The 25,031-nt window shown below is 39.2% G+C and carries 36 protein-coding genes and 2 pseudogenes; all 38 read right to left on the bottom strand.

The genetic code is table 11. From position 1 onward, the window contains the following. Positions 1-22: 22 nt before the first annotated feature. Positions 23-781 (bottom strand): annotated as a pseudogene (locus ACIQXF_RS14335) (DNA-directed RNA polymerase subunit alpha); the annotation flags it as partial. A gap of 139 nt (positions 782-920) precedes the next feature. After that, positions 921-1,310, bottom strand: coding sequence for a 30S ribosomal protein S11 (rpsK, locus tag ACIQXF_RS14330; protein ID WP_368637322.1), 390 nt, complete (start codon positions 1,308-1,310; stop codon positions 921-923). Positions 1,311-1,335: 25 nt separating this feature from the next. Next, positions 1,336-1,701 (bottom strand): 30S ribosomal protein S13, encoded by a 366-nt coding sequence (gene rpsM, locus ACIQXF_RS14325; protein WP_004233729.1) that lies wholly within the window; start codon positions 1,699-1,701, stop codon positions 1,336-1,338. A gap of 24 nt (positions 1,702-1,725) precedes the next feature. After that, positions 1,726-1,839: a 50S ribosomal protein L36 gene (gene rpmJ, locus ACIQXF_RS14320; RefSeq protein WP_000868344.1), complete on the bottom strand. Its 114-nt coding sequence runs from the start codon at positions 1,837-1,839 to the stop codon at positions 1,726-1,728. Between the two features lie 37 nt (positions 1,840-1,876). After that, a complete protein-coding gene (gene infA, locus ACIQXF_RS14315) occupies positions 1,877-2,095 on the bottom strand; it encodes a translation initiation factor IF-1 (RefSeq protein WP_004233690.1) in 219 nt (72 codons plus the stop codon). Between the two features lie 88 nt (positions 2,096-2,183). After that, positions 2,184-2,261 (bottom strand): annotated as a pseudogene (locus ACIQXF_RS14310) (type I methionyl aminopeptidase); the annotation flags it as partial. Positions 2,262-2,508: 247 nt separating this feature from the next. After that, positions 2,509-3,162, bottom strand: coding sequence for an adenylate kinase (locus tag ACIQXF_RS14305; RefSeq protein ID WP_402783803.1), 654 nt, complete (start codon positions 3,160-3,162; stop codon positions 2,509-2,511). Between the two features lie 70 nt (positions 3,163-3,232). Further along, positions 3,233-4,528 carry a preprotein translocase subunit SecY gene (secY, locus tag ACIQXF_RS14300; RefSeq protein ID WP_402783801.1) on the bottom strand — a complete coding sequence of 432 codons (1,296 nt, stop codon included), beginning with the start codon at positions 4,526-4,528 and terminating at the stop codon, positions 3,233-3,235. Further along, positions 4,528-4,968: a 50S ribosomal protein L15 gene (gene rplO, locus ACIQXF_RS14295; protein WP_010860592.1), complete on the bottom strand. Its 441-nt coding sequence runs from the start codon at positions 4,966-4,968 to the stop codon at positions 4,528-4,530. The genes secY and rplO overlap by 1 nt, the downstream gene beginning before the upstream one ends. Before the next feature lie 34 nt (positions 4,969-5,002). Continuing rightward, positions 5,003-5,185 carry a 50S ribosomal protein L30 gene (gene rpmD, locus ACIQXF_RS14290; protein ID WP_049662869.1) on the bottom strand — a complete coding sequence of 61 codons (183 nt, stop codon included), beginning with the start codon at positions 5,183-5,185 and terminating at the stop codon, positions 5,003-5,005. Positions 5,186-5,198: 13 nt separating this feature from the next. Continuing rightward, a complete protein-coding gene (gene rpsE / locus ACIQXF_RS14285; RefSeq protein ID WP_402783799.1) occupies positions 5,199-5,702 on the bottom strand; it encodes a 30S ribosomal protein S5 in 504 nt (167 codons plus the stop codon). Positions 5,703-5,723: 21 nt separating this feature from the next. Next, complete coding sequence (gene rplR / locus ACIQXF_RS14280) at positions 5,724-6,083, bottom strand: 50S ribosomal protein L18 (RefSeq protein WP_402783797.1); 360 nt, start codon at positions 6,081-6,083, stop codon at positions 5,724-5,726. A 32-nt stretch (positions 6,084-6,115) separates the two neighbouring features. Beyond that, a complete protein-coding gene (gene rplF / locus ACIQXF_RS14275; protein ID WP_402783795.1) occupies positions 6,116-6,655 on the bottom strand; it encodes a 50S ribosomal protein L6 in 540 nt (179 codons plus the stop codon). A gap of 30 nt (positions 6,656-6,685) precedes the next feature. After that, entirely contained in the window at positions 6,686-7,084 is a 399-nt protein-coding gene (gene rpsH, locus ACIQXF_RS14270) for a 30S ribosomal protein S8 (protein ID WP_008181717.1), read from the bottom strand. A 29-nt stretch (positions 7,085-7,113) separates the two neighbouring features. Next, complete coding sequence (locus ACIQXF_RS14265) at positions 7,114-7,299, bottom strand: type Z 30S ribosomal protein S14 (RefSeq protein WP_004233656.1); 186 nt, start codon at positions 7,297-7,299, stop codon at positions 7,114-7,116. A 21-nt stretch (positions 7,300-7,320) separates the two neighbouring features. Beyond that, positions 7,321-7,860 (bottom strand): 50S ribosomal protein L5, encoded by a 540-nt coding sequence (gene rplE / locus ACIQXF_RS14260; RefSeq protein ID WP_008181719.1) that lies wholly within the window; start codon positions 7,858-7,860, stop codon positions 7,321-7,323. A 27-nt stretch (positions 7,861-7,887) separates the two neighbouring features. Next, positions 7,888-8,196, bottom strand: coding sequence for a 50S ribosomal protein L24 (gene rplX / locus ACIQXF_RS14255; protein ID WP_053482809.1), 309 nt, complete (start codon positions 8,194-8,196; stop codon positions 7,888-7,890). A gap of 35 nt (positions 8,197-8,231) precedes the next feature. Continuing rightward, positions 8,232-8,600, bottom strand: coding sequence for a 50S ribosomal protein L14 (gene rplN / locus ACIQXF_RS14250; protein WP_004233650.1), 369 nt, complete (start codon positions 8,598-8,600; stop codon positions 8,232-8,234). 43 nt (positions 8,601-8,643) lie between these two features. After that, complete coding sequence (gene rpsQ / locus ACIQXF_RS14245; RefSeq protein ID WP_053482810.1) at positions 8,644-8,907, bottom strand: 30S ribosomal protein S17; 264 nt, start codon at positions 8,905-8,907, stop codon at positions 8,644-8,646. An 18-nt stretch (positions 8,908-8,925) separates the two neighbouring features. Further along, positions 8,926-9,126, bottom strand: a complete 201-nt coding sequence (gene rpmC / locus ACIQXF_RS14240; protein WP_004233646.1) for a 50S ribosomal protein L29 — start codon at positions 9,124-9,126, stop codon at positions 8,926-8,928. Next, complete coding sequence (gene rplP / locus ACIQXF_RS14235) at positions 9,116-9,550, bottom strand: 50S ribosomal protein L16 (protein ID WP_010860599.1); 435 nt, start codon at positions 9,548-9,550, stop codon at positions 9,116-9,118. The genes rpmC and rplP overlap by 11 nt, the downstream gene beginning before the upstream one ends. 1 nt (position 9,551) lies before the next feature. Next, a complete protein-coding gene (gene rpsC / locus ACIQXF_RS14230) occupies positions 9,552-10,205 on the bottom strand; it encodes a 30S ribosomal protein S3 (protein WP_025116438.1) in 654 nt (217 codons plus the stop codon). Between the two features lie 3 nt (positions 10,206-10,208). Then, positions 10,209-10,553, bottom strand: coding sequence for a 50S ribosomal protein L22 (gene rplV / locus ACIQXF_RS14225; protein WP_004233639.1), 345 nt, complete (start codon positions 10,551-10,553; stop codon positions 10,209-10,211). A 22-nt stretch (positions 10,554-10,575) separates the two neighbouring features. Next, positions 10,576-10,854, bottom strand: a complete 279-nt coding sequence (gene rpsS, locus ACIQXF_RS14220) for a 30S ribosomal protein S19 (RefSeq protein WP_004233637.1) — start codon at positions 10,852-10,854, stop codon at positions 10,576-10,578. A 60-nt stretch (positions 10,855-10,914) separates the two neighbouring features. Then, a complete protein-coding gene (gene rplB, locus ACIQXF_RS14215) occupies positions 10,915-11,745 on the bottom strand; it encodes a 50S ribosomal protein L2 (RefSeq protein WP_402783792.1) in 831 nt (276 codons plus the stop codon). A gap of 48 nt (positions 11,746-11,793) precedes the next feature. Beyond that, positions 11,794-12,078, bottom strand: a complete 285-nt coding sequence (rplW, locus tag ACIQXF_RS14210) for a 50S ribosomal protein L23 (protein WP_053482811.1) — start codon at positions 12,076-12,078, stop codon at positions 11,794-11,796. Next, complete coding sequence (gene rplD, locus ACIQXF_RS14205) at positions 12,078-12,701, bottom strand: 50S ribosomal protein L4 (protein WP_012296062.1); 624 nt, start codon at positions 12,699-12,701, stop codon at positions 12,078-12,080. Before rplD ends, rplW begins: the two co-directional genes overlap by 1 nt. 26 nt (positions 12,702-12,727) lie before the next feature. Further along, positions 12,728-13,357, bottom strand: coding sequence for a 50S ribosomal protein L3 (gene rplC / locus ACIQXF_RS14200; protein ID WP_286925569.1), 630 nt, complete (start codon positions 13,355-13,357; stop codon positions 12,728-12,730). A gap of 45 nt (positions 13,358-13,402) precedes the next feature. Then, on the bottom strand, positions 13,403-13,711 hold the full coding sequence (rpsJ, locus tag ACIQXF_RS14195; RefSeq protein ID WP_004233624.1) for a 30S ribosomal protein S10: 309 nt from the start codon (positions 13,709-13,711) through the stop codon (positions 13,403-13,405). A 372-nt stretch (positions 13,712-14,083) separates the two neighbouring features. Further along, positions 14,084-15,400, bottom strand: coding sequence for a Na+/H+ antiporter family protein (locus ACIQXF_RS14190; RefSeq protein ID WP_402783789.1), 1,317 nt, complete (start codon positions 15,398-15,400; stop codon positions 14,084-14,086). A gap of 186 nt (positions 15,401-15,586) precedes the next feature. Continuing rightward, on the bottom strand, positions 15,587-17,569 hold the full coding sequence (locus tag ACIQXF_RS14185) for an FtsX-like permease family protein (RefSeq protein ID WP_402783787.1): 1,983 nt from the start codon (positions 17,567-17,569) through the stop codon (positions 15,587-15,589). Further along, positions 17,559-18,320: an ABC transporter ATP-binding protein gene (locus ACIQXF_RS14180; RefSeq protein WP_402783813.1), complete on the bottom strand. Its 762-nt coding sequence runs from the start codon at positions 18,318-18,320 to the stop codon at positions 17,559-17,561. Before ACIQXF_RS14180 ends, ACIQXF_RS14185 begins: the two co-directional genes overlap by 11 nt. Positions 18,321-18,416: 96 nt before the next feature. Continuing rightward, positions 18,417-19,433, bottom strand: coding sequence for a sensor histidine kinase (locus tag ACIQXF_RS14175; RefSeq protein WP_402783785.1), 1,017 nt, complete (start codon positions 19,431-19,433; stop codon positions 18,417-18,419). Positions 19,434-19,439: 6 nt separating this feature from the next. Further along, complete coding sequence (locus ACIQXF_RS14170; RefSeq protein ID WP_402783811.1) at positions 19,440-20,123, bottom strand: response regulator transcription factor; 684 nt, start codon at positions 20,121-20,123, stop codon at positions 19,440-19,442. A 298-nt stretch (positions 20,124-20,421) separates the two neighbouring features. After that, positions 20,422-21,609: an elongation factor Tu gene (tuf, locus tag ACIQXF_RS14165; RefSeq protein WP_402783783.1), complete on the bottom strand. Its 1,188-nt coding sequence runs from the start codon at positions 21,607-21,609 to the stop codon at positions 20,422-20,424. A gap of 142 nt (positions 21,610-21,751) precedes the next feature. Continuing rightward, the gene (gene fusA, locus ACIQXF_RS14160) at positions 21,752-23,830 is read right to left on the bottom strand and encodes an elongation factor G (protein WP_402783781.1); all 2,079 of its coding nucleotides are present in this window, start codon (positions 23,828-23,830) and stop codon (positions 21,752-21,754) included. 80 nt (positions 23,831-23,910) lie between these two features. After that, entirely contained in the window at positions 23,911-24,381 is a 471-nt protein-coding gene (rpsG, locus tag ACIQXF_RS14155) for a 30S ribosomal protein S7 (RefSeq protein ID WP_010860612.1), read from the bottom strand. Positions 24,382-24,525: 144 nt separating this feature from the next. Then, entirely contained in the window at positions 24,526-24,945 is a 420-nt protein-coding gene (gene rpsL, locus ACIQXF_RS14150; protein WP_010860613.1) for a 30S ribosomal protein S12, read from the bottom strand. Between the last annotated feature and the right edge of the window lie 86 nt (positions 24,946-25,031).

Here is a 25,031-nt window from a genome sequence, read left to right as displayed (position 1 = left end):
CGATCTAAAGATCATGTTCTTAGATAGTCATCTCTAAAACTTTTTCTTTTTGATCTTCTTCTTTTTCGACCATGATTTCAGCAGTTTGTGCCTCATCTGTCATGCCAACGAAGATGTTTAGATGCTCGGTTAAAATTTTTGCTCCGAGCGAAATCGCCTCTTTCGGACCGATGCTACCATCTGTCCACACATCAAGGGAAAGTTTATCGTAGTCAGAAGACTGACCTACACGAGTATTTTCCACTTGGAAGTTGACGCGTGATACTGGAGTGTAAATAGAGTCGATCGGGATCACGCCGATAGGAAGATCCTCACGTTTGTTTTGATCAGCAGGAGTGTAACCACGGCCGCGTTGAGCGTACATACGCATACGTAAATGACCGTTTTTAGCGATTGTTGCAATATATAGATCCGGGTTTAAAATTTCTACATCACTGTCATGTGTAATGTCAGCAGCCGTAACTGTACCATCGCCTTTTACATCAATCTCAATAACTTTTTCTTCGTCAGAGTAGATTTTAAGAGCTAGTTTTTTCACGTTCAAAATAATTGAAGCTACGTCTTCTACTACGCCTTCTACAGTTGAGAATTCGTGAAGAACACCGTCAATTTGAATTGAAGTGACAGCAGCTCCTGGTAATGAAGACAGAAGGATACGACGTAAAGAATTACCCAAAGTGTTTCCATATCCGCGTTCAAGCGGTTCTACAACAAACTTTCCATATTTGGAATCTTCGCTGATCTCCACCGTTTCAATCTTTGGTTTTTCAATTTCGATCATTTCATTTACCCTCCTTCAAAACATCGAATGTATAGGTTCTTTCCATCATAGATTCGATCGTCATTGACGTATCGTTTATTATCTGCACAAGACAGTCTGTACAAAAAATGATGTTCTCATACAATATGAGACGCACCCATTACACGCGACGACGTTTTGGCGGACGGCAACCATTGTGAGGAACTGGAGTAACGTCTTTAATAGCAGTTACTTCTAAACCAGCAGCTTGAAGTGCACGAATTGCAGCTTCACGACCAGCACCAGGACCTTTAACAGTTACTTCCAACGTTTTCAGACCATGTTCAAGGGATGATTTAGCAGCAGTTTCTGCAGCCATTTGAGCAGCGAATGGTGTAGATTTACGTGAACCACGGAAACCAAGAGCACCAGCACTTGACCAAGATACAGCGTTACCTTGCATATCTGTAATCGTTACGATTGTATTGTTAAATGTAGAACGAATGTGTGCAATACCAGATTCGATATTCTTTTTCACACGACGTTTACGAGTTTGTTGTTTACGAGCCATGTTAAGAAGGAACCTCCTTTACCAATTATTTTTTCTTGTTCGCAACTGTTTTACGAGGACCTTTACGCGTACGCGCATTGTTCTTCGTATTTTGGCCACGAACAGGTAAACCACGACGGTGACGGATACCACGGAATGAACCGATTTCCATCAGACGTTTAATATTTAATGAAGTTTCGCGACGTAAGTCACCTTCAAGTTTGTATGAGTCTAATTGTTCACGGATTTTGTTTAACTCATCTTCAGTTAAGTCGCGTACGCGTGTATCTTCTGAAATACCTGCGTCAGCTAATACTTTCTGAGCTGTAGTTTTACCAATACCGAAAATGTAAGTTAATGAAATTACCACGCGTTTGTCGCGAGGAATGTCAACACCAGCAATACGTGCCATGTACGTTGTGCACCTCCTTCAGAATTAACCTTGTTTTTGTTTGTGTTTAGGATTTTCACAGATTACCATTACTTTACCGCGTCGGCGAATTACTTTACATTTTTCGCAGATCGGTTTCACAGATGGTCTCACTTTCATCTAACCTAACCTCCTTAGTAGTCCGGAGCGCAAAAGATTATTTAAAACGGTATGTGATACGACCGCGAGTTAAATCATAAGGAGATAACTCGATAGTAACCTTATCTCCAGGTAGAATACGGATAAAGTGCATACGAATCTTTCCAGATACGTGTGCTAGAATCACATGTCCATTTTCTAATTCTACCTTAAACATCGCGTTTGGCAAAGTCTCAACAACTGTCCCTTCGACTTCAATTACATCATCTTTCGCCATCTACTCTGTCTCTCCTCTCTATATGCAAATTAAAGTTCTCATCGTTACATCAAACGGATATCTGCTGCAACTATAGAAGCAACCTCGTTTCAACATATGTTTGGATTGTATGAGAGATGTTTGAAAGACGCTCGTCTGGTTTCGCTTCACACAATCCACGGAAAATACAGAACAGTAAGAGCACTGAATCTCCCATGTTTACACGAATACCGGAATGTCTTGGATGAGATATTCATACCCGTTACACAGATGCTTCCACGAAACCCATTATACTCTTCCAAAAGTAATGTTGCACTTTTTAAAAGAAATATATACCGGGCACAATATGCTTTTGCAACTCTCAAAAAATTATGTTTCGTTGTTGCTCCCGCATGCCTCCCGCGGAAGCAGTATTCTGCGCCCGGAGCCGGGTATCAGCTGCGGCTGCCCTGTAATAGAGCATCAAGATCAGCAAACACTTTATTAATATCTTGCTGTCCATCTATATTTGTTAACACACCTTTTGCTTCATAGAAATCAAGTAAAGGTTGTGCTTGTTTCATATTTACGTCCAGACGGTTGGCAACCGTTTCAGGGTTATCATCCGCGCGTGTATAAAGCTCGCCACCATCTTTATCACATTTTCCCTCCTCAGCTGGAGGATTGAAAATAAGATGATAAGATGCGCCACAAGTTTTACAAATACGACGACCTGATAAACGAGCGATTAACTCATCTTTTTCAACCTGAATGTTAAGCGTATGTTCAATAGCTTTACCAAGATCAGTAAGAATGCTGTCTAAAGCTTCAGCTTGAGGAACAGTACGTGGGAATCCATCTAATAGGAAGCCCTTTTCACAATCAGGTTTAGCAAGTCGCTCACGAACTATACCAATCGTTACTTCATCTGGAACTAAAGCTCCTTGATCCATAAACGATTTAGCTTGTAAGCCAAGTTCTGTACCTTCTTTAATAGCAGCACGGAACATATCGCCTGTAGAAATATGAGGAATCGCGTACTTCTCAACAATTTTATCTGCCTGTGTACCTTTACCAGCACCTGGCAGACCCATTAAAACGATATTCATAAGGAAATATTCCTCCCACAAAAGGTTTGCTGATTTCAGGAAACGATGGAACGTTCCCTAAAAACCAACATTATTTCATAAAGCCTTTGTAGTGACGTTTAACAAGTTGAGATTCTAGCTGTTTCATCGTTTCAAGCGCTACGCCGACTACGATAATAATACTAGTACCACCGATCTGCACTGAGGCAGGTAGATTCATAAAGTTTATGAATATTGTCGGCATTACAGCAATAACAGTTAAGAAAATCGCCCCGACAAATGTCAGACGATATAACACGCTTGTTAAATACGTTTGCGTGCTTTCACCAGGACGAATACCTGGAATGTAAGCACCTTGCTTTTTCAAGTTATCTGCCACATTTTCTGGATTCACTTGTACGAATGCATAGAAATATGTGAACGCGATGATCAATGCAACATAAACAATCATTCCAACAGGTTTTGTTTGATCAAACGTGTTCTCAATGAATGTCGTTACACCATTTTCACCAAAGAACGGAACTAACGTACGTGGTGTCATCAGAAACGCTGATGCAAAGATTACCGGAATAACCCCTGCTGCATTTACTTTTAATGGTAAATGCGTTTGTTGACCACCAGTTTGTTGGTTGCGTCCAGTAACTCGTTTTGCATATTGAATTGGAATTTTACGTAGTGCTTGTTGCACATAGATAACTCCAACAACAACAGCAAGCAAAATTAATACAAGTAAACCAAGAATCACTAGATTGATAAATAGCTTATCTCCAGCGCCCTCGATTTGCTGTGCATAGATTTGGTTAATGCCATTCGGTAATGCCGCAACGATACCTGCGAAAATTACAACAGAAATACCATTTCCAACACCATGCGCAGTAATTTGATCTGCAAGCCATACTAGGAATGCTGTACCCGCTGTTAATACAATAGAAATTGTAACATATGTTAAAATTCCCTCTTCTTTAATCAAAGATCCGCCATACATTTTATTGAAACCAAATGACATTGCAAATGATTGAATAAAGGCAAGAATAATTGTAAAGTAACGAGTAAATTGTGCAAGTTTACGTCTTCCGACTTCACCTTGCTTTGCCCACTCAGCAAATTTTGGCACTACGTCCATTTGCAATAACTGAACAATGATTGAAGCAGTGATGTAAGGGAAAATCCCCATCGCAAAGATTGAGAAGTTCTTTAAAGCACCACCGCCAAAAGTATTCAGGAAACCAACGAGATTGAACTCATCAGTTGCCTTTAATACATTAGCGTCAATGTTTGGTACTGGTACAAACGTACCAATACGGAAAACGATTAACATTAAAAGAGTGAAAATGATTTTATTTCGTATATCTCGAACACGCATAAAGTTAGAGATTGTCTGAAACATTAAATCACCTCAGTAGTTCCGCCGGCATTTTCAATTGCTTCTTTAGCCGAAGCTGAGAATTTATGAGCTTTTACTGTAAGCTTTTTGTTAAGAGTTCCGTTTCCAAGAACTTTAATTCCAGCTTTTTCATTGCTCACTAAACCAGTTTCAAGTAATAATGCAGTTGTTACTTCTGCACCATCTTCGAAGCGGTTTAATGTGTCAAGATTAACGATTGCGTACTCTTTACGGTTAATGTTAGTAAAGCCGCGTTTCGGTAAACGACGGAATAAAGGGTTTTGACCACCTTCGAATCCTGGGCGTACACCGCCGCCAGAACGAGAGTTTTGACCTTTATGACCTCTACCTGCAGTTTTACCGTTACCAGAACCGATACCGCGACCTACGCGGTTACGTACTTTACGGGAACCTTCTGCTGGTTTTAACTCATGAAGTTTCATATTGGATGGCACCTCCTTGTTCGTTAATTAAAAATTAGTTTTCTTTTACAGTAACTAAGTGTGCTACGACATCAATCATACCGCGAGTTGCTGCATTATCAGCTTTTTCGACAGTTTGGTTTAATTTACGTAAGCCTAAAGCTTCGATTGTTTTACGCTGTGCAGGTTTAGAACCGATCACAGATTTAGTAAGGGTGATTTCTAATTTGTTAGCCATTATCTTTCCCCCCTTATCCTAATATTTCTTCCACTGATTTACCACGTAATTTAGCTACGTCCTCTACGCGTTTTAATTCAGTTAAACCTTGAATAGTTGCACGCACCATGTTGATTGGTGTGTTAGATCCAAGTGATTTTGAAAGAATATCAGTAATACCAGCAAGTTCTAGTACGGCACGTACTGGACCACCAGCGATAACCCCTGTACCAGGAGCAGCAGGTTTGATTAGGATTTCTCCTGCACCAAAGCGACCTTGCACTAAGTGTGGAGTTGTTCCACCTACGCGTGGCACTTCTACTAAGTTTTTCTTCGCATCTTCAACAGCTTTGCGGATAGCATCTGGCACCTCTTGTGCTTTACCAGTACCGAATCCAACATGACCGTTTCTATCGCCAACAACAACTAATGCTGTGAAGCGGAAGCGACGTCCACCTTTAACAACTTTTGCAACACGGTTAATAGTAACTACGCGTTCTTCAAGTTCTCCAAGTTTGTTTGCGTCAATTCGACTCATGAAATGTGTCCCTCCTTCTTATTAAAATTGTAAGCCGTTCTCACGTGCAGCTTCAGCTAAAGCTTTAACACGTCCATGATATAAGTAACCACCACGGTCAAATACTACAGCAGTAATATTTTTTTCCGCAGCGCGTTTTGCGATTGTTTCACCGATTTTTGTTGCAGTTTCAACATTGCTACCAGTACCTTCAAAACCTTTTTCTTGAGAAGATGCGCTAACAATTGTTACGCCTGCTACGTCATCGATAAGTTGAGCGTAGATGTTCTTGTTAGAACGGAATACGTTTAAGCGTGGACGCTGAGCAGTACCCGAAATTTTAGAACGTACGCGCGCATGACGTTTTTTACGAACCTGATTTTTATCTTGTTTCGTAATCACAAGGGTCACTCCTTTCTAATGCTTAAGCAGCATTATTTACCTGTTTTACCTTCTTTACGACGAACATATTCGCCTTCGTAACGGATACCTTTACCTTTGTAAGGCTCTGGTGGACGCACGTCACGGATGTTAGATGCAAGAGCGCCAACGCGTTCTTTGCTGATACCTTTAACGATGATTTTAGTGTTAGAAGGAACCTCTACTTCTAGACCATCTTCAGGTGTGAACTCAACTGGGTGTGAGTAACCTACGTTAAGTACAAGTTTTTTCCCTTGTAATTGCGCACGATAACCGACACCGATTAGTTCTAATGATTTTTCGAAACCTGCAGAAACACCAGTTACCATGTTCGCTAAAAGCGCACGAGTTGTACCGTGGTTTGTGCGGTGTTCTTTTGATTCAGAAGGACGAGATACTGAGATTACGTTACCTTCTTGCTCAATTTTCATATCTTGGTGGAAAGAACGAACAAGTTCGCCTTTAGGACCTTTAACAGTAACAGTGTTGTCAGCTGCAACAGTAACAGTTACGTTAGCTGGTACCTCGATAATTTTTTTACCTACACGAGACATTTAGTTGCACCTCCATTCATTTATTGCTAATTACCAAACGTATGCTAGAACTTCGCCGCCAACTTGTTTAGCGCGAGCTTCTTTATCTGTTAATAAACCTTGTGAAGTTGACACTAAAGCGATACCAAGACCGTTCAATACTTTAGGTACTTCATTTGTTTTAGCATATACTCGTAGACCAGGTTTAGAAATACGTTTTAAGCCAGTGATAACGCGCTCGTTATCTTTACCGTATTTTAAGAAGATACGGATAATACCTTGCTTGTTGTCTTCCACGTATTCTACGTCACGTACGAAACCTTCACGCTTTAAAATTTCAGCGATTTCTTTTTTCACGTTGGAAGCTGGTACTTCTAACTTCTCGTGACGAACCATGTTCGCATTACGAATGCGAGTAAGCATATCTGCAATCGGATCAGTCATTGTCATTACATTTACCTCCTTCCCAAATTAGGGGATTACCAGCTGGCTTTTTTCACGCCAGGAATTTGTCCCTTATATGCAAGTTCTCGGAAACAAATACGGCAAAGTTTGAATTTGCGATATACTGAGTGTGGACGACCACAGCGTTCACAACGTGTATATTCTTGCACCTTAAACTTTTGCTTACGTTGTTGTTTAACGATCATAGATTTTTTAGCCACGTTTTCGCCCTCCTTGTTTAATTACTTTTGGAACGGCATACCGAATTGTGTCAATAACTCGCGAGCTTCTTCGTCAGAGTTCGCTGTCGTTACGATCACGATGTCCATACCGCGTACTTTTGAAACTTTATCGTAATCGATTTCTGGGAAAATTAATTGCTCTTTAACACCTAAAGTGTAGTTACCGCGACCGTCGAATGCTTTTTTAGAAACACCACGGAAGTCACGTACACGAGGTAGTGAGATTGAGATTAATTTGTCCAAGAATTCATACATACGCTCACCGCGTAATGTAACTTTAGCACCGATAGGCATACCTTCACGAAGACGGAAACCTGCGATCGATTTTTTCGCTTTAGTTACAACTGGTTTTTGACCAGTGATAATTGTTAATTCTTCTACAGCTGCATCTAATGCTTTTGAGTTTTGAACTGCGTCACCAACACCCATGTTGATAACGATTTTGTCAACTTTCGGCAATTGCATAACTGATTTATATCCAAACTTGCTCATAAGAGCAGGTGAAACTTCATTTAAATATTTTTCTTTTAGGCGGCTCATTTGTTTACCTCCCTTCTTTTATACTAATTAGTCGATTACTGCACCTGATTTTTTTGCAACACGAACTTTTTTACCGTTTTCGATTTTATAACCTACACGAGTCGGCTCGCCAGATTTAGGATCGATTAGCATTACGTTCGAAACGTGAATTGCAGCCTCTTGGCTTACAATTCCACCTTGTGGATTCAATTGGTTAGGTTTTACGTGTTTTTTCACGATGTTCACACCTTCAACAAGAACGCGATCTTGTTTAGGGTAAGCAGCAAGAATTACGCCTTCTTTGCCTTTGTCCTTACCAGTGATAACCTTAACCTTGTCACCTTTTTTTACATGCATGCTGTCGCACCTCCTTGATTGGCACTATCATGAAATTAAAGAACTTCTGGAGCTAGAGAAACGATTTTCATGAAGTTGCTGTCACGTAATTCACGTGCAACAGGTCCGAAAATACGAGTTCCGCGTGGTGATTTATCATCACGAATAATTACACAAGCATTTTCATCAAATTTGATGTACGTACCATCTTTACGACGTACGCCTGATTTAGTACGAACGATAACAGCTTTAACAACGTCACCCTTCTTAACAACGCCACCTGGTGTTGCTTTCTTAACTGTACAAACAACGATATCACCGATGTTAGCAGTTTTACGGCCAGAGCCACCAAGGACTTTAATTGTAAGAACTTCACGTGCACCTGAGTTGTCAGCAACTTTCATACGACTTTCTTGTTGGATCACTTAGGTTACCTCCCTTCGGAAATTGGTTGTTCCGAAATAGTTATTAAATAATAACCGCTTTTTCTACAACTTCAACTAGACGGAAACGTTTAGTAGCTGATAGCGGGCGAGTTTCCATGATACGTACGATATCACCGATTTTCGCTGTGTTTAACTCATCATGAGCCTTAAACTTTTTAGAGTACTTTACACGTTTACCATAAAGCTTATGCTTTTTGTGAGTTTCAACTAAAACAGAAATAGTTTTGTCCATTTTATCTGAAACAACGCGGCCCGTGTAAACTTTGCGTTGATTACGCTCAGTCATACTTGAAAACCTCCTTTATCAGTTATTTGCACTGATTTCTCTTTCACGAATAACAGTTTTCATACGCGCGATTGCTTTACGCACTTCACGAATACGAGCTGTGTTTTCTAATTGACCAGTCGCCAATTGGAAGCGAAGGTTGAAAAGCTCTTCTTTCAGTGATTTCACTTTTAATTCAATTTCAGAAGTGGCAAGGTCACGGATTTCATTAGCTTTCATTAGATTCACCACCAGTTTCTTGACGTTTTACGATCTTACATTTAACAGGAAGCTTATGTGATGCTAAACGAAGTGCTTCACGTGCGATCTCTTCAGATACACCAGCGATTTCGAACATTACTTTTCCTGGTTTTACTACTGCAACCCAACCTTCAGGAGAACCTTTACCAGAACCCATGCGGACTTCTAGAGGTTTTTTAGTGTAAGGTTTATGTGGGAAGATTTTAATCCAAACTTTACCGCCACGTTTCATGTAACGAGTCATCGCGATACGGGCAGATTCGATTTGACGGTTAGTAATCCAGCTAGCTGTTTGAGCTTGTAAGCCCCATTCGCCGAAAGATACTTCTTTACCGCCTTTCGCTTCGCCACGCATGTTTCCGCGGTGTTCACGACGGTATTTTACGCGTTTAGGCAATAACATATTATTTGCCTCCTTCCACAGATTTCTTCGTAGGAAGAACTTCACCACGGTAGATCCATACTTTAACGCCTAATTTACCGTAAGTAGTGTCAGCTTCTGCGTGTGCATAGTCGATGTCAGCACGTAGAGTATGAAGTGGAACAGTTCCTTCACTATAGTGTTCAGCACGCGCAATATCAGCGCCACCTAAACGACCAGATACTTGTGTTTTAATTCCTTTTGCACCAGCACGGATTGTGCGTTGGATCGCTTGCTTTTGCGCACGACGGAATGATACACGATTTTCTAATTGACGAGCGATATTTTCAGCTACTAGACGAGCGTCAAGATCAGCACGTTTAATTTCGATGATGTTGATGTGTACACGTTTACCAGTTAACTCGCTAAGGTATTTACGAAGATTTTCAACTTCAGTACCACCTTTACCGATTACCATACCTGGTTTCGCAGTGTGAATTGTAATGTTTACACGGTTTGCAGCACGTTCGATTTCAACTTTAGAAACAGAAGCGTCTTTAAGAGCCGTTTCAATATATTTACGCACTTTGATGTCTTCGTGAAGTAGAGTTGCATAGTCTTTTTCAGCGTACCATTTTGACTCCCAGTCACGAATAATACCAACGCGTAGTCCTATTGGATGTACTTTTTGACCCACGGATTAACCCTCCTTCTTCTCAGATACCACTAGAGTAATGTGGCTTGTGCGTTTGTTAATTGCGCTTGCGCGTCCTTGTGCACGTGGACGGAAACGTTTTAATGTTGGACCTTCATCAACGAATACTTCAGAAACTACTAAAGAGTTGATGTCAAGATCATAGTTATGCTCAGCATTAGCAACTGCAGATTTTAATACTTTTTCAACGACTGGAGACGCCGCTTTTGGAGTATGACGTAAAATTGCAACTGCCTCACCAACTTGCTTGCCTCGGATTAAGTCTACAACTAGACGTACTTTACGAGGAGCGATGCGAACTGTACGAGCGATAGCTTTAGCTTGTGTCATTAGGATTTACCTCCTCTCAAAATTAGCGTCTTGTTTTCTTGTCGTCTGCACCGTGACCTTTGTAAGTACGTGTCGGTGCGAACTCACCAAGTTTGTGGCCTACCATATCTTCTGTTACGTATACAGGAACATGTTTACGTCCATCATATACAGCAATTGTTAGTCCGATGAAGTTCGGGAAGATTGTAGAACGGCGTGACCAAGTTTTGATAACTTGTTTTTTCTCAGAAGCCTCTTGCGCTTCCACTTTTTTCATTAAGTGGTCATCGACAAAAGGTCCTTTTTTCAAGCTGCGACCCATGTAGGAACCTCCCTCCGTGATTCCACCACGGCTCTCACATAGAACCGTAGTTTAACCACTTTATTTTTTACGACTACGGATGATGAATTTATCCGATTTGTTTTTCTTCTTGCGAGTTTTGTAACCAAGTGCTGGTTTACCCCAAGGAGTCATTGGTGATTTACGTCCGATTGGAGAACGTCCTTCACCACCACCGTGTGGGTGATCGTTAGGGTTCATTACAGAACCACGTACTTCTGGGCGTTTACCTAACCAACGGCTACGACCTGCTTTACCGATGTTTACAAGTTCGTGTTGTTCGTTACCAACTTGACCGATTGTAGCGCGGCAAGTAGCTAATACTAAACGTACTTCACCAGATTGTAGACGAACGATTACGTATTTATCTTCACGACCAAGTACTTGAGCAGAAGTACCAGCAGAACGTACTAATTGTCCACCTTTACCAGGTTTTAACTCGATATTATGGATTGTAGTACCCATTGGAATGTTTGCTAATGGTAATGCGTTACCTACTTTAATATCAGCATCAGGACCAGATACGATTGTTTGACCAACCTCTAGACCTTTTGGTGCTAAGATGTAAGCTTTTGCTCCATCAGCGTAGTTAATTAATGCGATATTCGCAGAACGGTTTGGATCATATTCAATAGTAGCAACTTTTGCCGGAATGCCATCTTTAACACGTTTGAAATCGATAACACGGTATTGCTTCTTATGACCACCACCATGATGACGAACAGTGATTTTACCTTGGTTGTTACGACCAGCTTTGCGTTTAGTTGGTTCAAGCAATGATTTCTCAGGCTTGTTAGTTGTAATTTCCGCAAAGTCTAAAGACGTCATATTACGACGGCCATTAGAGGTAGGTTTATACTTTTTAATCGCCATTGTGTTTTCCCTCCTTCTTGAGTGTTCAAATCATAAATCCATTAAGGATTACATTTCGAATAATTCAATTTCTTTGCTGTCAGCAGTTAATTTAACAATCGCTTTACGACGTTTGTTAGTGTAACCACCATAGCGGCCAACGCGTTTGAATTTACCTTTGTAGTTAAGAACGTTTACTTTCTCAACTGTTACACCAAAGATTTCTTCTACAGCGTCTTTTACTTGAGTTTTGTTAGCGCGAGTGTCTACTTCGAAAGTATACTTTTTCTCTGCCATAAGTTCTGAAGAACGCTCAGTAATGACTGGACGTTTTAAAATATCACGTGCTTCCATTATCCAAGCACCTCCTCAACTTTTTCTACTGCAGATTTTGTGAATACAACTTTTTCATGACCTAATAGATCAAGAACGTTGATTCCATTTGCAGTTAATACTGTTACACCAGGGATGTTACGAGCAGATAATGCTACGTTTTCATCTAGGTCAGCAGTTACGAATAAAGATTTTTTCTCTAAAGAAAGATCTTTAAGGATTTTTGTAAATTCTTTTGTTTTTGGTGCTGCTAGTGTAAGAGCATCAAGAACTAAGAAGTTTTGTTCTACTACTTTAGCTGATAAAGCAGATTTAAGAGCTAAGCGACGAACTTTTTTAGGTAACTTGTAAGAGTAGCTACGTGGAGTTGGACCGAATACGATACCACCACCGCGCCATTGTGGAGAACGGATAGAACCTTGACGTGCACGACCAGTTCCTTTTTGACGCCATGGTTTACGACCACCACCAGCAACTTCAGAACGGTTTTTAACCTTGTGATTACCTTGACGAAGAGAAGCGCGTTGTGCTACTACAGCGTCGAATAATACTGCTTCATTTGGCTCGATTCCGAAAATCGCATCGTTTAATTCGATTTCACCAACTGAAGCACCTGTTTGACTAAGTACAGATACTTTTGTCATTCCTGTTTCCTCCTTTCCTTAAGTGATTACTTAGCTTTAATTGCAGTTTTAACTGTAACTAGAGCTTTTTTAGAACCAGGAACATTACCTTTAACAAGTAGCAAGTTACGTTCCGCATCAACTTTCACGATTTCTAAGTTTTGGATTGTAACTACAGTGCCACCCATTTGACCAGGTAATTTCTTTTGTTTGAATACGCGGTTCGGAGCAACTGGACCCATTGAACCAGGACGACGGTGGTAACGAGAACCGTGGGCCATTGGTCCACGAGATTGACCATGGCGTTTAATTACACCTTGGAAACCTTTACCTTTAGTAACACCTGTTACATCAATTACATCGCCTTCTGCGAAAATTTCTACTTTGACTTCTTGACCAACTTCGTATTCTCCAACGTTCACGTTGCGGAATTCACGAATGAAGCGCTTAGGAGCAGTGTTCGCTTTTGCTACGTGACCTTGCTCTGGTTTATTAGAAAGCTTAACGCGCTTGTCTTCGAAACCAACTTGGATAGCTTCGTAGCCGTCTGTTTCAACAGTTTTCTTTTGAAGAACTACGTTTGGAGTAGCTTCGATAACTGTTACCGGGATTAAATCGCCGTTTTCAGCGAAAACTTGTGTCATACCAATTTTTCTACCTAAGATTCCTTTAGCCATTTGTCACACCTCCTGTAAGTTTTAAAAAGTTATATTTTTTTACCATTAAAGTTTGATTTCAATATCAACGCCAGATGGTAAATCAAGTTTCATTAACGCATCAACAGTTTGTGGTGTTGGGTTAACGATATCGATCAGACGTTTATGCGTACGCATTTCGAATTGTTCACGAGAATCTTTGTACTTGTGAACCGCACGAAGAATTGTGTACACAGACTTCTCAGTTGGAAGTGGAATCGGACCTGATACACTTGCACCTGAACGTTTTGCAGTTTCCACAATTTTCTCAGCAGACTGATCTAAAATACGGTGATCATACGCTTTTAAACGAATACGAATCTTTTGTTTTGCCATTATTTTCCCTCCTTCTCGCCTATTTTCTAGACATTCTCCACGAAAATTCTCCCACACACCGCCATGGCAAAGCGGCCGGGTGTGTCGGCAACCTCTCGTTTCATCGCAGTCAAAGACCAACATTCAACATTATATACAATAAAAAAAGAATAAGCAAGTCTTTTCGCTAAATTCTTTTAAATGTTGCTGATATTCTTACTACTAATATTTCTCTACTATTTCTCGCTTATCTAAGCCGTTTATTAGTATATAAAATTTCTATAAACTTTGCAACACTTAAGCCTGCTATATCAACGTTTTCGAACATTTCAAACAATTAACAAAGTTATTATGCAAAAAGCAGTCTCTAGCATCTAGAAACTGCTCTTTCTATTATAAGAAGAATACACATGCAATCCAACCAAATATTATAAGAGGAATGTTAATAAATAAAAACGTTGGCACACACGTATCCCAAATATGATTATGCTGTCCGTCTACATTTAAACCTGATGTTGGTCCTAGTGTAGAGTCTGAAGCAGGTGAGCCTGCATCACCTAAAGCACCCGCTGTACCGATTAAGCAAATAATCGCCAAAGGACTCATCCCTAATCCTTGCGCAAGTGGAACAAATAAAGTTGCAATGATAGGTACTGTCGCGAACGATGAACCGATTCCCATCGTCACAATTAAACCTATGACCAACATTAACAATACAGCTAGACTCATATTGCCTTGAAGTATTGTCAATGTGTTTGTAATTAAACTGTCTACATGACCTGTAGCGTTGATAACAGATGCAAAGCCATTTGCAGCAATCATGACAAAACCAATAAAGGCCATCATTTTCATTCCTTCAGAAAGAATCTCATCTGCCTCTTTCCATTTTAGTGCTCCTGTAAAATACATAATCATAATCCCTGCAAAAGCACCCACAATCATCGAATTAGTATAAATCTGTGCACATAGAGATATAATTAAAGCTGTCGTCGTAGAAAAGATTACATACTTACTTACATTTATATTTAAAGACTCTATCTCAACATCGTTATTTTGATATTGTCGAGGCTTTCGATAAACAAAAAACGCTACACCTAACCCAATTAACATCCCAAGAACAGGTAAAGCCATCGCGACTGGTACATCACGTGAGGATGCTTCCATACCGGCTTTAGATACTTGCGTAGAAACAATATCTTGGAAAATAGCCCCGAAGCCAGCAGGTACGAAACTATATGTCCCTATTAAACCGACAGCGATTAATGTTGCGATAAATCGTCGATCAACTTCTAGCATATTTAACACCTTTAGAATTGGAGGAATCAGTAATGGAATAAACGCTATATGAATCGGAATTAAGTTTTGTGAAAAAATAGACATCATAAAGATGAGTAGAAAGATTAAGACTTTCACTAAACCTTTTCTATTATTTCCATCTTTTTTATTGAGAATTTTTAAGATCCCTGCAATCATTAATTCTGGAATTCCTGTTTTTGAAATAGCAATCGCAAAACCACCAAGCAACCCATAACTTAAAGCAATTGTTGCGCCAGCTCCTAATCCTTCTGTAAATGATTGAACAGTTGCATCAATGCCCATACCGCTTGTTAAACCTCCTGCAAAGGCCCCTAACACTAAAGAAAGAACCACATTGATACGGAGCAAGCTTAATATTAACATGACAGCTACTGCCACAATTACTGCGTTCATTTCAACACTTCACTTTCACACACTAGATTATTAACATGTTAAACTTTAATAGTCTGATAATTGAAAGTCAAGATTTATTTACGATTAGAATGAAATCATCTAAAATACCCTGTTTTCACTACACATAAAAAAACAGTATGATGCTTAAATAATCATACTGTTTTATAGTTCTTTCCTATTTAACTGTTATAATGATTCACGAATTACTTTTTTATAATAGCCTACAGAGAGTACTGCAAAGATAGCATATAAAGCAATATAGCAAATCATTGCAATCCACAATGGTGCTGTTAACTCTGAGCCGAATAAAAACCATCCTGATTTGACAGCAAAGTAACTATGGAGCAGCCCTATTATTAATGGAACACCAAAGTTAAAGGCTTGTTTCATATAAATACCTTCCATAATATCTTTTTCAGCAAAGCCAATCTTTCTTAGTATTGTGTAAGAGCTTCTCTCCTCTTCAGCCTCTGACATTTGCTTAAAGTACAAAATACTACCTGTTGTCATTAAAAATGCTAAACCGAGAAATGCCATTATAAATATCGTTAATCCTAATAATTCAATATTTTCCTTACGTTCTTCTTCATAGGATAATTGTGTGTAGTGCATTGTTTTACCCTCATTATTTATTGTAGAAATAACTCCCGCACCTGTTTGTATATATAATTTCTCCGCCAAAGCTCGGTCAGTTTCTGACTTTAACGTGATAGAAGTTTGTTTATGCCATTGGAAAAAGTCTGATTTCGTAGCCAACTTTTCAAACAATGAGTCTGACACTACAAAAATAGGTCCCCCAGGCCCTGCAGTCACTAATCCACTAATAATACTTTCCTTTTTAGCAGCATCTACAACATGAAGCGTTTCTTCAAGGTCTTCAGCCGAAACTATTACATCACGATCCTTTTCCAACGGGAACATCTCTGCCATATAACCACCATAGTTTGTTAATATGACTTCATTACCAGATACTGATGCATCAGGAACCTTTTGTTGATAATCAGAAAGAGGAATCGTATAAATAGTTCCCACCATATCATGCAATGGATTGTCTTGCTGCTCTTCAGACATTAATTGGCCTACTGATGCCATTGTCCCCTGCAATCGGTATTCTGTTTGGTTATAAGCTATATTATTTTCCTCTAACTTATTTAAAAATTCCTGTCCATTATCTTCAAGTAATATATAATCACCAGGTACTTGACTATAAGCCGTAGCTTCTGATGAATAATACGAAATGTATGACAATGTAGTAGTCCCGAGTGATACGCCCGTTAAAACCGTTATAAGCGTTAAAGATTTCGCATTACTTTTCATTCGATGCATAATTGGTGTTAATGCTAATACATCATGGGCCGTCAAATGTCCATTTTTCTTTAAACGAATGGCATTCATAATAAACGCTACGGAGAAACGGAATACTAAGAAAGTGCCACCAATGGTAGTTGCTAAAATAATTATCATATTGATAAATAAACTGCCTGCTGTTTCGATATCGAATAGCTTTGTCGATGCATAGTAGCCATACGCAATTAGCACAAGTCCTAAAAAGCCAATAGCCATTTGTAATGGACTAAAACGTTTTACGCGCTCATCTGCCTGTTTAGCAGCACTAAATAATGAAAGTAGTGATACACGGTGAATCATCAAAGCCATTTGCATTAGAACAATTACTAGTAGTATGGCAAATACAACGATGGATTGTTGTAATGCTTGTGTACTAAACGTCATTGACACAAGTGCTTCTTTTTCTAGTACGCGCAGTAATATCATTGCAAATAACCGTGAGCTAAAGAAGCCTGCAAGCATACCTAAAACAACAGCTCCTACAAATAGTAAAATACTTTCTATCGCCAATAAACGTACAATAAGCCCCTTTGTCATCCCAATTAACTGATACAAACCTATTTCCTTACTACGGCGCTTCATAAATAAATGGTTGGCATAAAGCACAAAGAATAAAATAATAAAATACAAAATATATGTTGCAGCCTTAAACCCTGCTGTTGCTGTACCACTCTTTTGTACAGTAGCTAATACTTCCGCATTATTTTGCAAGGTCACGAAGGAAAAATATAAAGTAACACTAAAAATAAGCGCAAAGAAATATAAATAATAGTGCTTCATATTTTTCTTCATGCTGCGCAATACGAGCTTACTAAGACTCATAACCGTCACCACCTAGCACACTTTGTGTATGCATGATTTCTTGGAAAAACGCCTGTCTCGTCTTATCTCCTTTATATAGCTCACTATAGATAAGCCCGTCTTTTAAAAACAAAACGCGTGTACAAAAACTTGCTGCCACCGCATCATGTGTAACCATCATAATCGTTGCCTTTTTTGCCTCGTTAATGCTTTGTAGATTTTTTAAGAGTGCTGTAGCTGATTTTGAATCGAGTGCTCCTGTTGGTTCATCAGCGAATACTAGCGATGGGTTTGTGATAAGTGCCCGAGCTGCCGATGTACGTTGCTTTTGACCACCTGAAATTTCGTTTGGATATTTATTTAGAATCTCAGTAATACCTAATAATTGTGTGAGCTCCTTTACACGACTCTCTGCAACAGTTTTAGGTAGCTTGCCAATAGCTAATGGTAGTAGAATATTTTCTTTTACCGTCAATGTATCTAATAAATTATAATCCTGGAATATGAATCCTAATTGCTCACGACGGAAATTAGCTAGAGCCTTCTCCTTCATACCACGTAAGTTTTGACCATTTATTTCAATAACACCTTCTGTTGCAAAGTCAATTGAGCACAAAACATTTAAAAGCGTCGTTTTCCCAGAGCCTGAAGGTCCCATAATGCCTACAAATTCACCTTTATTAACTTCTAAATCAATTCCCTTTAAAACCTCTTGAGCTGTCGATTTCTTACCATATACTTTTTTTACCTTACGACCAATTAAAACTGCCACTTGTAAACGCCCCTTTCTATACTTCAAGTGTACCTCGTCTCTCCCTCTAATTCGTGCGTTTTACATGACAATATAAAAAGGTAGGTGACAATTTCGTCATCTACCCGTTAGCTTTACATATTCATTTTGTAATGGGAAACGTAAAGTAAATAGTGAGCCTTCATTCACAATTGATTGGACAGCGATATGAATTCCTATCTTCTGGGCCACATTATGTGCTAAGTATAAGCCCATACCTGTTGATTGTGCAGATTCGCGTCCAGCTGTCCCAGTATACGACTTTTGAAAGATCCGAGGCAAATCTTCTTTGCGAATGCCGATGCCTGAATCTTTTATATGTAATAGTGTCGCACCATTTGGATCAACTTCTGTAAATATGAATACTTCAGAATTTGCAGGGCTATATTTAATGGCATTAGATAAAATTTGTCGAACTATAAAGGCTAGCCATTTACCGTCCGTCGTCACAGTCTCTGTTAACTCATCCACATCGAAACCAATGCCTTTTTCAATACACCATGCCTGCATAGCTTTTATTTCCTTATAGACAACGGTCCTTAGCTCAATTTCCGCTAAATAATTATCTTTTTCAATCGAAGCTAAACGCGTTTGGTGTAGCTGTTGATCAACTAATAAATGCAGTCTTAGCCACTCCGTCTCTAATTTACGACGTAGTGTCAAATCTTCTATATGATCTAGCATCAAATTAATTGATGTTAAAGGTGCCTTTACCTCATGAACCCATGCTAGGAGATCATCTGAGTATTCCTGTAATTGCACCTTCGCTTGATTAAGATCCGTATTTTTATCATAAAAGACATCTTCTATTTTTGTGAAATACGTCTTTTGAAAAGGTGATAACGGCAAATTTCTGCTGTGTGCATCATCTAGCTGTCCATCTACATTTCCCAGGAAATCTTTTAGCTGCCCCACTTCTACTACATAGCGCCAACAGAGAAAAATCATAAAACAAATAAGGAAACTAACATTCACATACCAAATAGAGATCCCCACTAAACCAGCATCTAAAGAAAATAAAACGTTAAGAATAACAATGATAAATATAAAAAAGCTTATCCATGCTAGTCGTTCTTTTAAAAATAAAAATAGCATTGCCACTCACGTCCCTTGTATTACAGCTATATAACCGAGTCCCTTTTTTGTTACAATAACGTCTTGTAAACCTATTTCTTCAAGTTTAGTACGTAATCGATTGACATTTACCGACAAAGTATTGTCGTTGACAAAACGCTCATCATCCCATAACTTCCTCATTAAATCATCCCTAGAAACAATCTGATTGGCCTTCTCGACTAAAATACGTAAAATAAAGAGTTCATTTTTGGATAAAGAAGCAAGGTTTCCGGCATACATAATTTCACTTCGTGCATAGTCAATAACAGCACCATTAAAACGGGTAACATCCATCGTTTCCTCCACATAATCATATGTACGACGTAAAATAGCCTGTACCTTAGCAAGTAATACCTCCATATGAAAAGGCTTCTGTACAAAATCATCTGCACCCATTTGCATTGCCATTACCATATCCATAGGGTGGTCACGCGAAGAAAGAAAGAGAATTGGCACCTTCGAAATATGACGAATCTCACGACACCAATGAAAACCATCATATGCAGGTAACTGAATGTCAATTAGTACAAGCTGTGGTTTTTCTTCAATAAAAACATCCATCACTTTTTGAAAATCGTTTGGTCCAACAACTTGTAACGACCATTGTGCAAAACGTTTTTGAATCATTTCAAAAATTGAAGGATCATCTTCTATCAGCAATATTTTCATCTCCATTTACAAATTCTCCTTCCATGAAATATTTCTATGTATTAAATAAGTTGGTAACAATTAAAAGGAACGCGATTCCACATGCTACAATGCCTTTTAATTTCCATATCTGGCACTTGCTTTCATCCCCGGCAATTTCGTATAAAAGATTGCTATTTTCGTTTCAATCCACTATGTATATATAAAATAATCTAATTCAAATAAGATTATCATCTATTGTCTTTTACCTCATTTTAACATAAAAAACCAATCTGTAAGCGTCCCTACAGATTGGTTTGAAAATTAGCAAAAGCTAAAATTATTTTTGGATAGAAGAAACTACACCAGCGCCTACAGTACGGCCACCCTCACGGATAGAGAATTTAGTACCTTCTTCAAGTGCGATTGGAGCGATAAGTTCTACTGTCATTTCGATGTTATCGCCAGGCATTACCATTTCAACGCCTTCTGGTAAGTTACAGATACCTGTTACGTCAGTTGTACGGAAGTAGAACTGAGGACGGTAGTTAGAGAAGAATGGAGTATGACGGCCACCCTCTTCTTTTGATAAAACGTAAACTTCAGCTTTGAAGTTTGTGTGTGGAGTGATTGAGCCTGGTTTAGCTAATACTTGACCACGTTGGATTTCTTCACGAGCTACACCACGAAGTAATGCACCAATGTTGTCACCAGCTTCAGCGTAGTCTAATAATTTACGGAACATTTCTACACCAGTTACAGTTGTAGATTTAGCTTCTTCAGTGATACCGATGATTTCAACAACGTCACCAACTTTAACTTGACCACGTTCAACACGGCCAGTTGCTACTGTACCACGACCAGTGATAGAGAATACGTCCTCTACTGGCATCATGAATGGTTTGTCAGTTTGACGTTCTGGAGTTGGAATGTAAGAATCTACAGCGTCCATTAACTCAATGATTTTTTCTTCCCATTCTGGTTCGCCTTCAAGAGCTTTAAGAGCTGAACCTTTGATTACTGGTAGGTCATCACCTGGGAAGTCATATTCAGATAGTAGGTCACGGATTTCCATTTCTACTAATTCTAATAATTCTTCGTCATCAACCATATCACATTTGTTCATGAATACTACTAAGTATGGAACACCTACTTGACGAGATAAAAGGATATGTTCACGAGTTTGTGGCATTGGGCCGTCAGCAGCAGATACTACTAAGATACCGCCGTCCATTTGTGCAGCACCAGTGATCATGTTTTTAACATAGTCAGCGTGTCCTGGGCAGTCAACGTGTGCATAGTGACGAGTATCTGTTTCATATTCTACGTGAGAAGTATTGATTGTGATACCACGTTCTTTTTCTTCTGGAGCGTTGTCGATATCAGCATATGACTTAGCTTCCCCACCCATTTTTTTAGAAAGAACTGTTGCGATAGCAGCAGTTAAAGTTGTTTTACCATGGTCAACGTGTCCGATTGTACCAATGTTAGCATGCGTTTTAGAACGGTCGAATTTTTCTTTAGCCATTAGAGATAGCCTCCTCAAAATTGTATAATTATATTTTTTTAAAAATTTTATAGAATGAATGCTGATGGTAGACGGGCCCATCCACCATCTTGCAATCATAGCTTACAAAATTAGTTATACTTTATGCAAGATGAAAATTCAATTATTCACCTTTATTTTTTTTGATAATTTCTGCTGCAATTGATTTTGGTACTTCTTCATAATGATCAAATGTCATTGAGAATACACCGCGACCTTGTGTAGCAGAACGTAAAGTTGTAGCATATCCGAACATTTCAGATAGTGGAACCATAGAACGTACTACTTGTGAGTTACCGCGAGCATCCATACCCTCAACGCGTCCGCGACGAGAAGTAATGTTACCCATGATATCACCAAGATATTCTTCTGGAATTACAACTTCAACTTTCATCATTGGTTCTAAGATAACAGCGTCACATTGTTTCGCAGCTTCTTTAAGAGCCATAGATGCAGCAATTTTAAACGCCATCTCATTCGAGTCAACGTCATGGTAAGAACCGAATACTAATTTCGCTTTAATGTCGATTAGTGGGTATCCAGCAACTACACCGCGCTCAAGAGAGTCACGAAGACCAGCTTCTACTGCAGGAATGTATTCACGAGGAACTACACCACCAACGATAGCGTTTTCGAATTCAAAGCCTTTACCTTCTTCATTTGGAGAGAACTCAATAGTTACGTCTCCGTATTGTCCACGACCACCAGATTGGCGAGTGAATTTACCTTGAACTTTTGCAGAGCTACGGAATGTTTCACGGTAAGATACCATTGGAGCACCTACGTTAGCTTCTACTTTAAATTCACGGCGCATACGGTCAACTAAGATATCAAGGTGAAGTTCACCCATACCAGAGATGATTGTTTGACCAGTTTCAGTGTCAGTATGAGCACGGAAAGTTGGATCTTCTTCTTGTAGTTTTGCTAAAGCTTGACCCATTTTATCTTGGTCTGCTTTAGATTTTGGTTCTACAGAAAGAGAGATTACTGGTTCAGGGAATTCCATTGATTCAAGAATAACTAGGTTTTTCTCGTCACATAGAGTATCACCAGTAGTAGTATCTTTAAGACCTACTGCTGCTGCGATGTCCCCTGCGTATACTTTAGAAATTTCTTCACGAGAGTTAGCATGCATTTGTAGGATACGACCTACGCGTTCACGTTTACCTTTAGAAGAGTTTTGTACGTATGAACCAGATTCTAAAGTACCTGAATACACACGGAAGAAAGTTAATTTACCTACGAATGGGTCAGTCATTACTTTGAATGCAAGAGCTGAGAATGGCTCATCATCTGAAGAATGACGTTCTAATTCCTCGTCACCATCAACATCAGTACCTTTGATTGCTGGTACATCTAATGGAGATGGTAAGTAATCGATAACTGCATCTAACATTGGGCGTACGCCTTTATGTTTGAATGCTGTACCACAGATTACTGGGTAAAATTCTACTGCGATCGTAGCACGACGGATAGCCGCTTTAAGTTCAGCAACAGTAATTTCTTCGCCTTCTAAATATTTTTCCATGATTTCTTCATCAACACTTGCAACAGCATCGATTAATTTTTCACGGTATTCTTCAGCTTGTGCGCGGTGTTCTTCAGGAATTTCTCCTTCAGTTACTGCAGTACCTTTTTCGTCGCCGTAGAAAGTAGCTTTCATTTCAACTAAGTCGATGATTGCAGAAAACTCATCTTCAGCGCCAATAGGTAATTGAACAGGGTGAGCGTTTGCTTGTAAACGTTCATGAAGAGTTCCTACAGAATATAAGAAATCTGCTCCTGTTTTATCCATTTTGTTAATGAATACAATACGTGGAACACCGTATGTTGTAGCTTGACGCCATACAGTTTCAGTTTGAGGCTCAACACCAGATTGAGCATCAAGTACTGTTACAGCACCATCAAGTACGCGTAATGAACGTTCTACTTCAACTGTGAAGTCTACGTGTCCAGGAGTATCGATGATGTTTACACGGTTGCCTTTCCATTGGGCTGTTGTTGCAGCAGAAGTGATTGTAATACCACGTTCTTGCTCTTGCTCCATCCAGTCCATTTGAGAAGCACCTTCATGAGTTTCACCGATTTTGTGAATCTTACCAGTGTAATAAAGGATACGCTCAGTTGTTGTTGTTTTACCAGCATCAATGTGAGCCATGATCCCAATATTACGAGTATTCTCAAGTGAGAATTCGCGTTTCATAGGAAATTTCTCCTTCCATATTGGGGTAACGACTGTATAAAAAACCTTGTGTTAGCCAATTAGCCAACACATAGGTTAAATTACCAGCGGTAGTGAGCAAATGCTTTGTTCGCTTCTGCCATTTTGTGCATATCTTCACGTTTTTTAACTGATGCACCAGTGTTGTTTGAAGCATCTAGGATTTCGTTAGCTAAACGCTCTTCCATAGTTTTTTCACCACGAAGACGAGAATAGTTAACTAGGTAACGAAGACCTAAAGTTGTACGACGTTCTGGACGTACTTCAACCGGTACTTGGTAGTTAGAACCACCAACACGGCGAGCGCGTACTTCAAGAACTGGCATTACGTTATTTAGAGCAGCTTCGAATACTTCAATTGGATTTTCACCAGAACGTTCTTTAACAATTTCGAACGCACCGTATAAAATCTTTTGAGAAGTACCTCTTTTACCATCAACCATCATTTTATTAATTAAACGAGTTACTAGTTTTGAACTATAAATTGGATCTGGTAACACGTCACGTTTGGAAACAGGACCTTTACGAGGCATGTGTTTTCCTCCTTTCGAATAGTTATCGATTATTTTAAATTACCTTGGATATTTATCGCTCAAATTTCAAATCTGCTAGCAAGATTTAAAATTTGTGATAGCTTATCTAAGGCTCATTATTTAGCAACGCTATATAATGTTAAATTATTTTTTTTCTTTAGGGCGTTTTGTTCCGTATTTAGAACGTGATTGTAAACGACCGTTTACACCAGCTGTATCAAGAGCTCCACGTACGATATGGTAACGAACACCCGCTAAGTCTTTTACGCGTCCGCCACGGATAAGAACAACACTGTGCTCTTGTAAGTTGTGGCCTTCACCTGGGATATAAGCTGTAACCTCGATTTGGTTAGTTAAACGTACACGAGCGTATTTACGTAACGCTGAGTTTGGTTTACGAGGTGTCATTGTACCAACACGAGTACAAACACCACGTTTTTGTGGAGATTTAACATCAGTTAAAGATTTTTTAAATGAGTTATATCCTTTATTTAACGCTGGTGATTTTGATTTCGTGATTTTAGATTGACGAGGCTTACGTACTAATTGGTTAATTGTAGGCATCGGTATTTCCTCCCTTCATTTATTCCTTGTTAATACCACACATCCAGGTGGTTCATTTTTTGGGTAAAAACAAAGTCTTTGTGTTT

It is taken from the genome of Lysinibacillus sp. NPDC097231 (assembly GCF_044761885.1).
Classification (GTDB): Bacteria; Bacillota; Bacilli; order Bacillales_A; family Planococcaceae; genus Lysinibacillus.
Note: the sequence above shows the minus strand (reverse complement) of the source record. Positions and strands in the feature narration are given on the sequence as shown.

Bases quoted from the DNA above. Each gene is read 5' to 3' on its own strand.
- rplV (WP_004233639.1), bottom strand. From the start codon at position 10,553: ATGACACAAGCTAAAGCTATCGCTCGTACAGTTCGCATCGCTCCTCGT.
- rplX (WP_053482809.1), bottom strand. From the start codon at position 8,196: ATGCATGTAAAAAAAGGTGACAAGGTTAAGGTTATCACTGGTAAGGAC.
- ACIQXF_RS14170 (WP_402783811.1), bottom strand. From the start codon at position 20,123: ATGAAAATATTGCTGATAGAAGATGATCCTTCAATTTTTGAAATGATT.
- rpmD (WP_049662869.1), bottom strand. From the start codon at position 5,185: ATGGCTAACAAATTAGAAATCACCCTTACTAAATCTGTGATCGGTTCT.
- rplC (WP_286925569.1), bottom strand. From the start codon at position 13,357: ATGGCTAAAGGAATCTTAGGTAGAAAAATTGGTATGACACAAGTTTTC.
- rplW (WP_053482811.1), bottom strand. From the start codon at position 12,078: ATGGAAGCACGTGATATTTTAAAACGTCCAGTCATTACTGAGCGTTCT.
- tuf (WP_402783783.1), bottom strand. From the start codon at position 21,609: ATGGCTAAAGAAAAATTCGACCGTTCTAAAACGCATGCTAACATTGGT.
- rpsM (WP_004233729.1), bottom strand. From the start codon at position 1,701: ATGGCACGTATTGCTGGTGTTGACATTCCTCGCGACAAACGCGTGGTA.
- rpsH (WP_008181717.1), bottom strand. From the start codon at position 7,084: ATGACAATGACTGATCCGATTGCAGATATGCTTACTCGCATTCGTAAT.
- rplO (WP_010860592.1), bottom strand. From the start codon at position 4,968: ATGAAACTTCATGAGTTAAAACCAGCAGAAGGTTCCCGTAAAGTACGT.
- rpsE (WP_402783799.1), bottom strand. From the start codon at position 5,702: ATGAGTCGAATTGACGCAAACAAACTTGGAGAACTTGAAGAACGCGTA.
- rplP (WP_010860599.1), bottom strand. From the start codon at position 9,550: ATGTTATTGCCTAAACGCGTAAAATACCGTCGTGAACACCGCGGAAAC.
- rpsS (WP_004233637.1), bottom strand. From the start codon at position 10,854: ATGGGTCGCAGCTTGAAAAAAGGACCTTTTGTCGATGACCACTTAATG.
- rpmC (WP_004233646.1), bottom strand. From the start codon at position 9,126: ATGAAAGCTAATGAAATCCGTGACCTTGCCACTTCTGAAATTGAATTA.
- secY (WP_402783801.1), bottom strand. From the start codon at position 4,528: ATGTTTCAGACAATCTCTAACTTTATGCGTGTTCGAGATATACGAAAT.
- rpsQ (WP_053482810.1), bottom strand. From the start codon at position 8,907: ATGACTGAGCGTAATCAACGCAAAGTTTACACGGGCCGCGTTGTTTCA.
- rpsG (WP_010860612.1), bottom strand. From the start codon at position 24,381: ATGCCTCGTAAAGGTCCTGTTTCCAAACGTGACGTGTTACCAGATCCA.
- rplD (WP_012296062.1), bottom strand. From the start codon at position 12,701: ATGACAAAAGTATCTGTACTTAGTCAAACAGGTGCTTCAGTTGGTGAA.
- rpsJ (WP_004233624.1), bottom strand. From the start codon at position 13,711: ATGGCAAAACAAAAGATTCGTATTCGTTTAAAAGCGTATGATCACCGT.
- rpsL (WP_010860613.1), bottom strand. From the start codon at position 24,945: ATGCCTACAATTAACCAATTAGTACGTAAGCCTCGTCAATCTAAAATC.
- ACIQXF_RS14190 (WP_402783789.1), bottom strand. From the start codon at position 15,400: ATGAACGCAGTAATTGTGGCAGTAGCTGTCATGTTAATATTAAGCTTG.
- ACIQXF_RS14305 (WP_402783803.1), bottom strand. From the start codon at position 3,162: ATGAATATCGTTTTAATGGGTCTGCCAGGTGCTGGTAAAGGTACACAG.
- rpmJ (WP_000868344.1), bottom strand. From the start codon at position 1,839: ATGAAAGTGAGACCATCTGTGAAACCGATCTGCGAAAAATGTAAAGTA.
- rplE (WP_008181719.1), bottom strand. From the start codon at position 7,860: ATGAGCCGCCTAAAAGAAAAATATTTAAATGAAGTTTCACCTGCTCTT.
- ACIQXF_RS14175 (WP_402783785.1), bottom strand. From the start codon at position 19,433: ATGCTATTTTTATTTTTAAAAGAACGACTAGCATGGATAAGCTTTTTT.
- infA (WP_004233690.1), bottom strand. From the start codon at position 2,095: ATGGCGAAAGATGATGTAATTGAAGTCGAAGGGACAGTTGTTGAGACT.
- ACIQXF_RS14185 (WP_402783787.1), bottom strand. From the start codon at position 17,569: ATGAGTCTTAGTAAGCTCGTATTGCGCAGCATGAAGAAAAATATGAAG.
- fusA (WP_402783781.1), bottom strand. From the start codon at position 23,830: ATGAAACGCGAATTCTCACTTGAGAATACTCGTAATATTGGGATCATG.
- rplB (WP_402783792.1), bottom strand. From the start codon at position 11,745: ATGGCGATTAAAAAGTATAAACCTACCTCTAATGGCCGTCGTAATATG.
- rpsK (WP_368637322.1), bottom strand. From the start codon at position 1,310: ATGGCTCGTAAACAACAAACTCGTAAACGTCGTGTGAAAAAGAATATC.
- rplF (WP_402783795.1), bottom strand. From the start codon at position 6,655: ATGTCTCGTGTAGGTAAAAAAATTATCGAGGTACCAGCTAACGTAACT.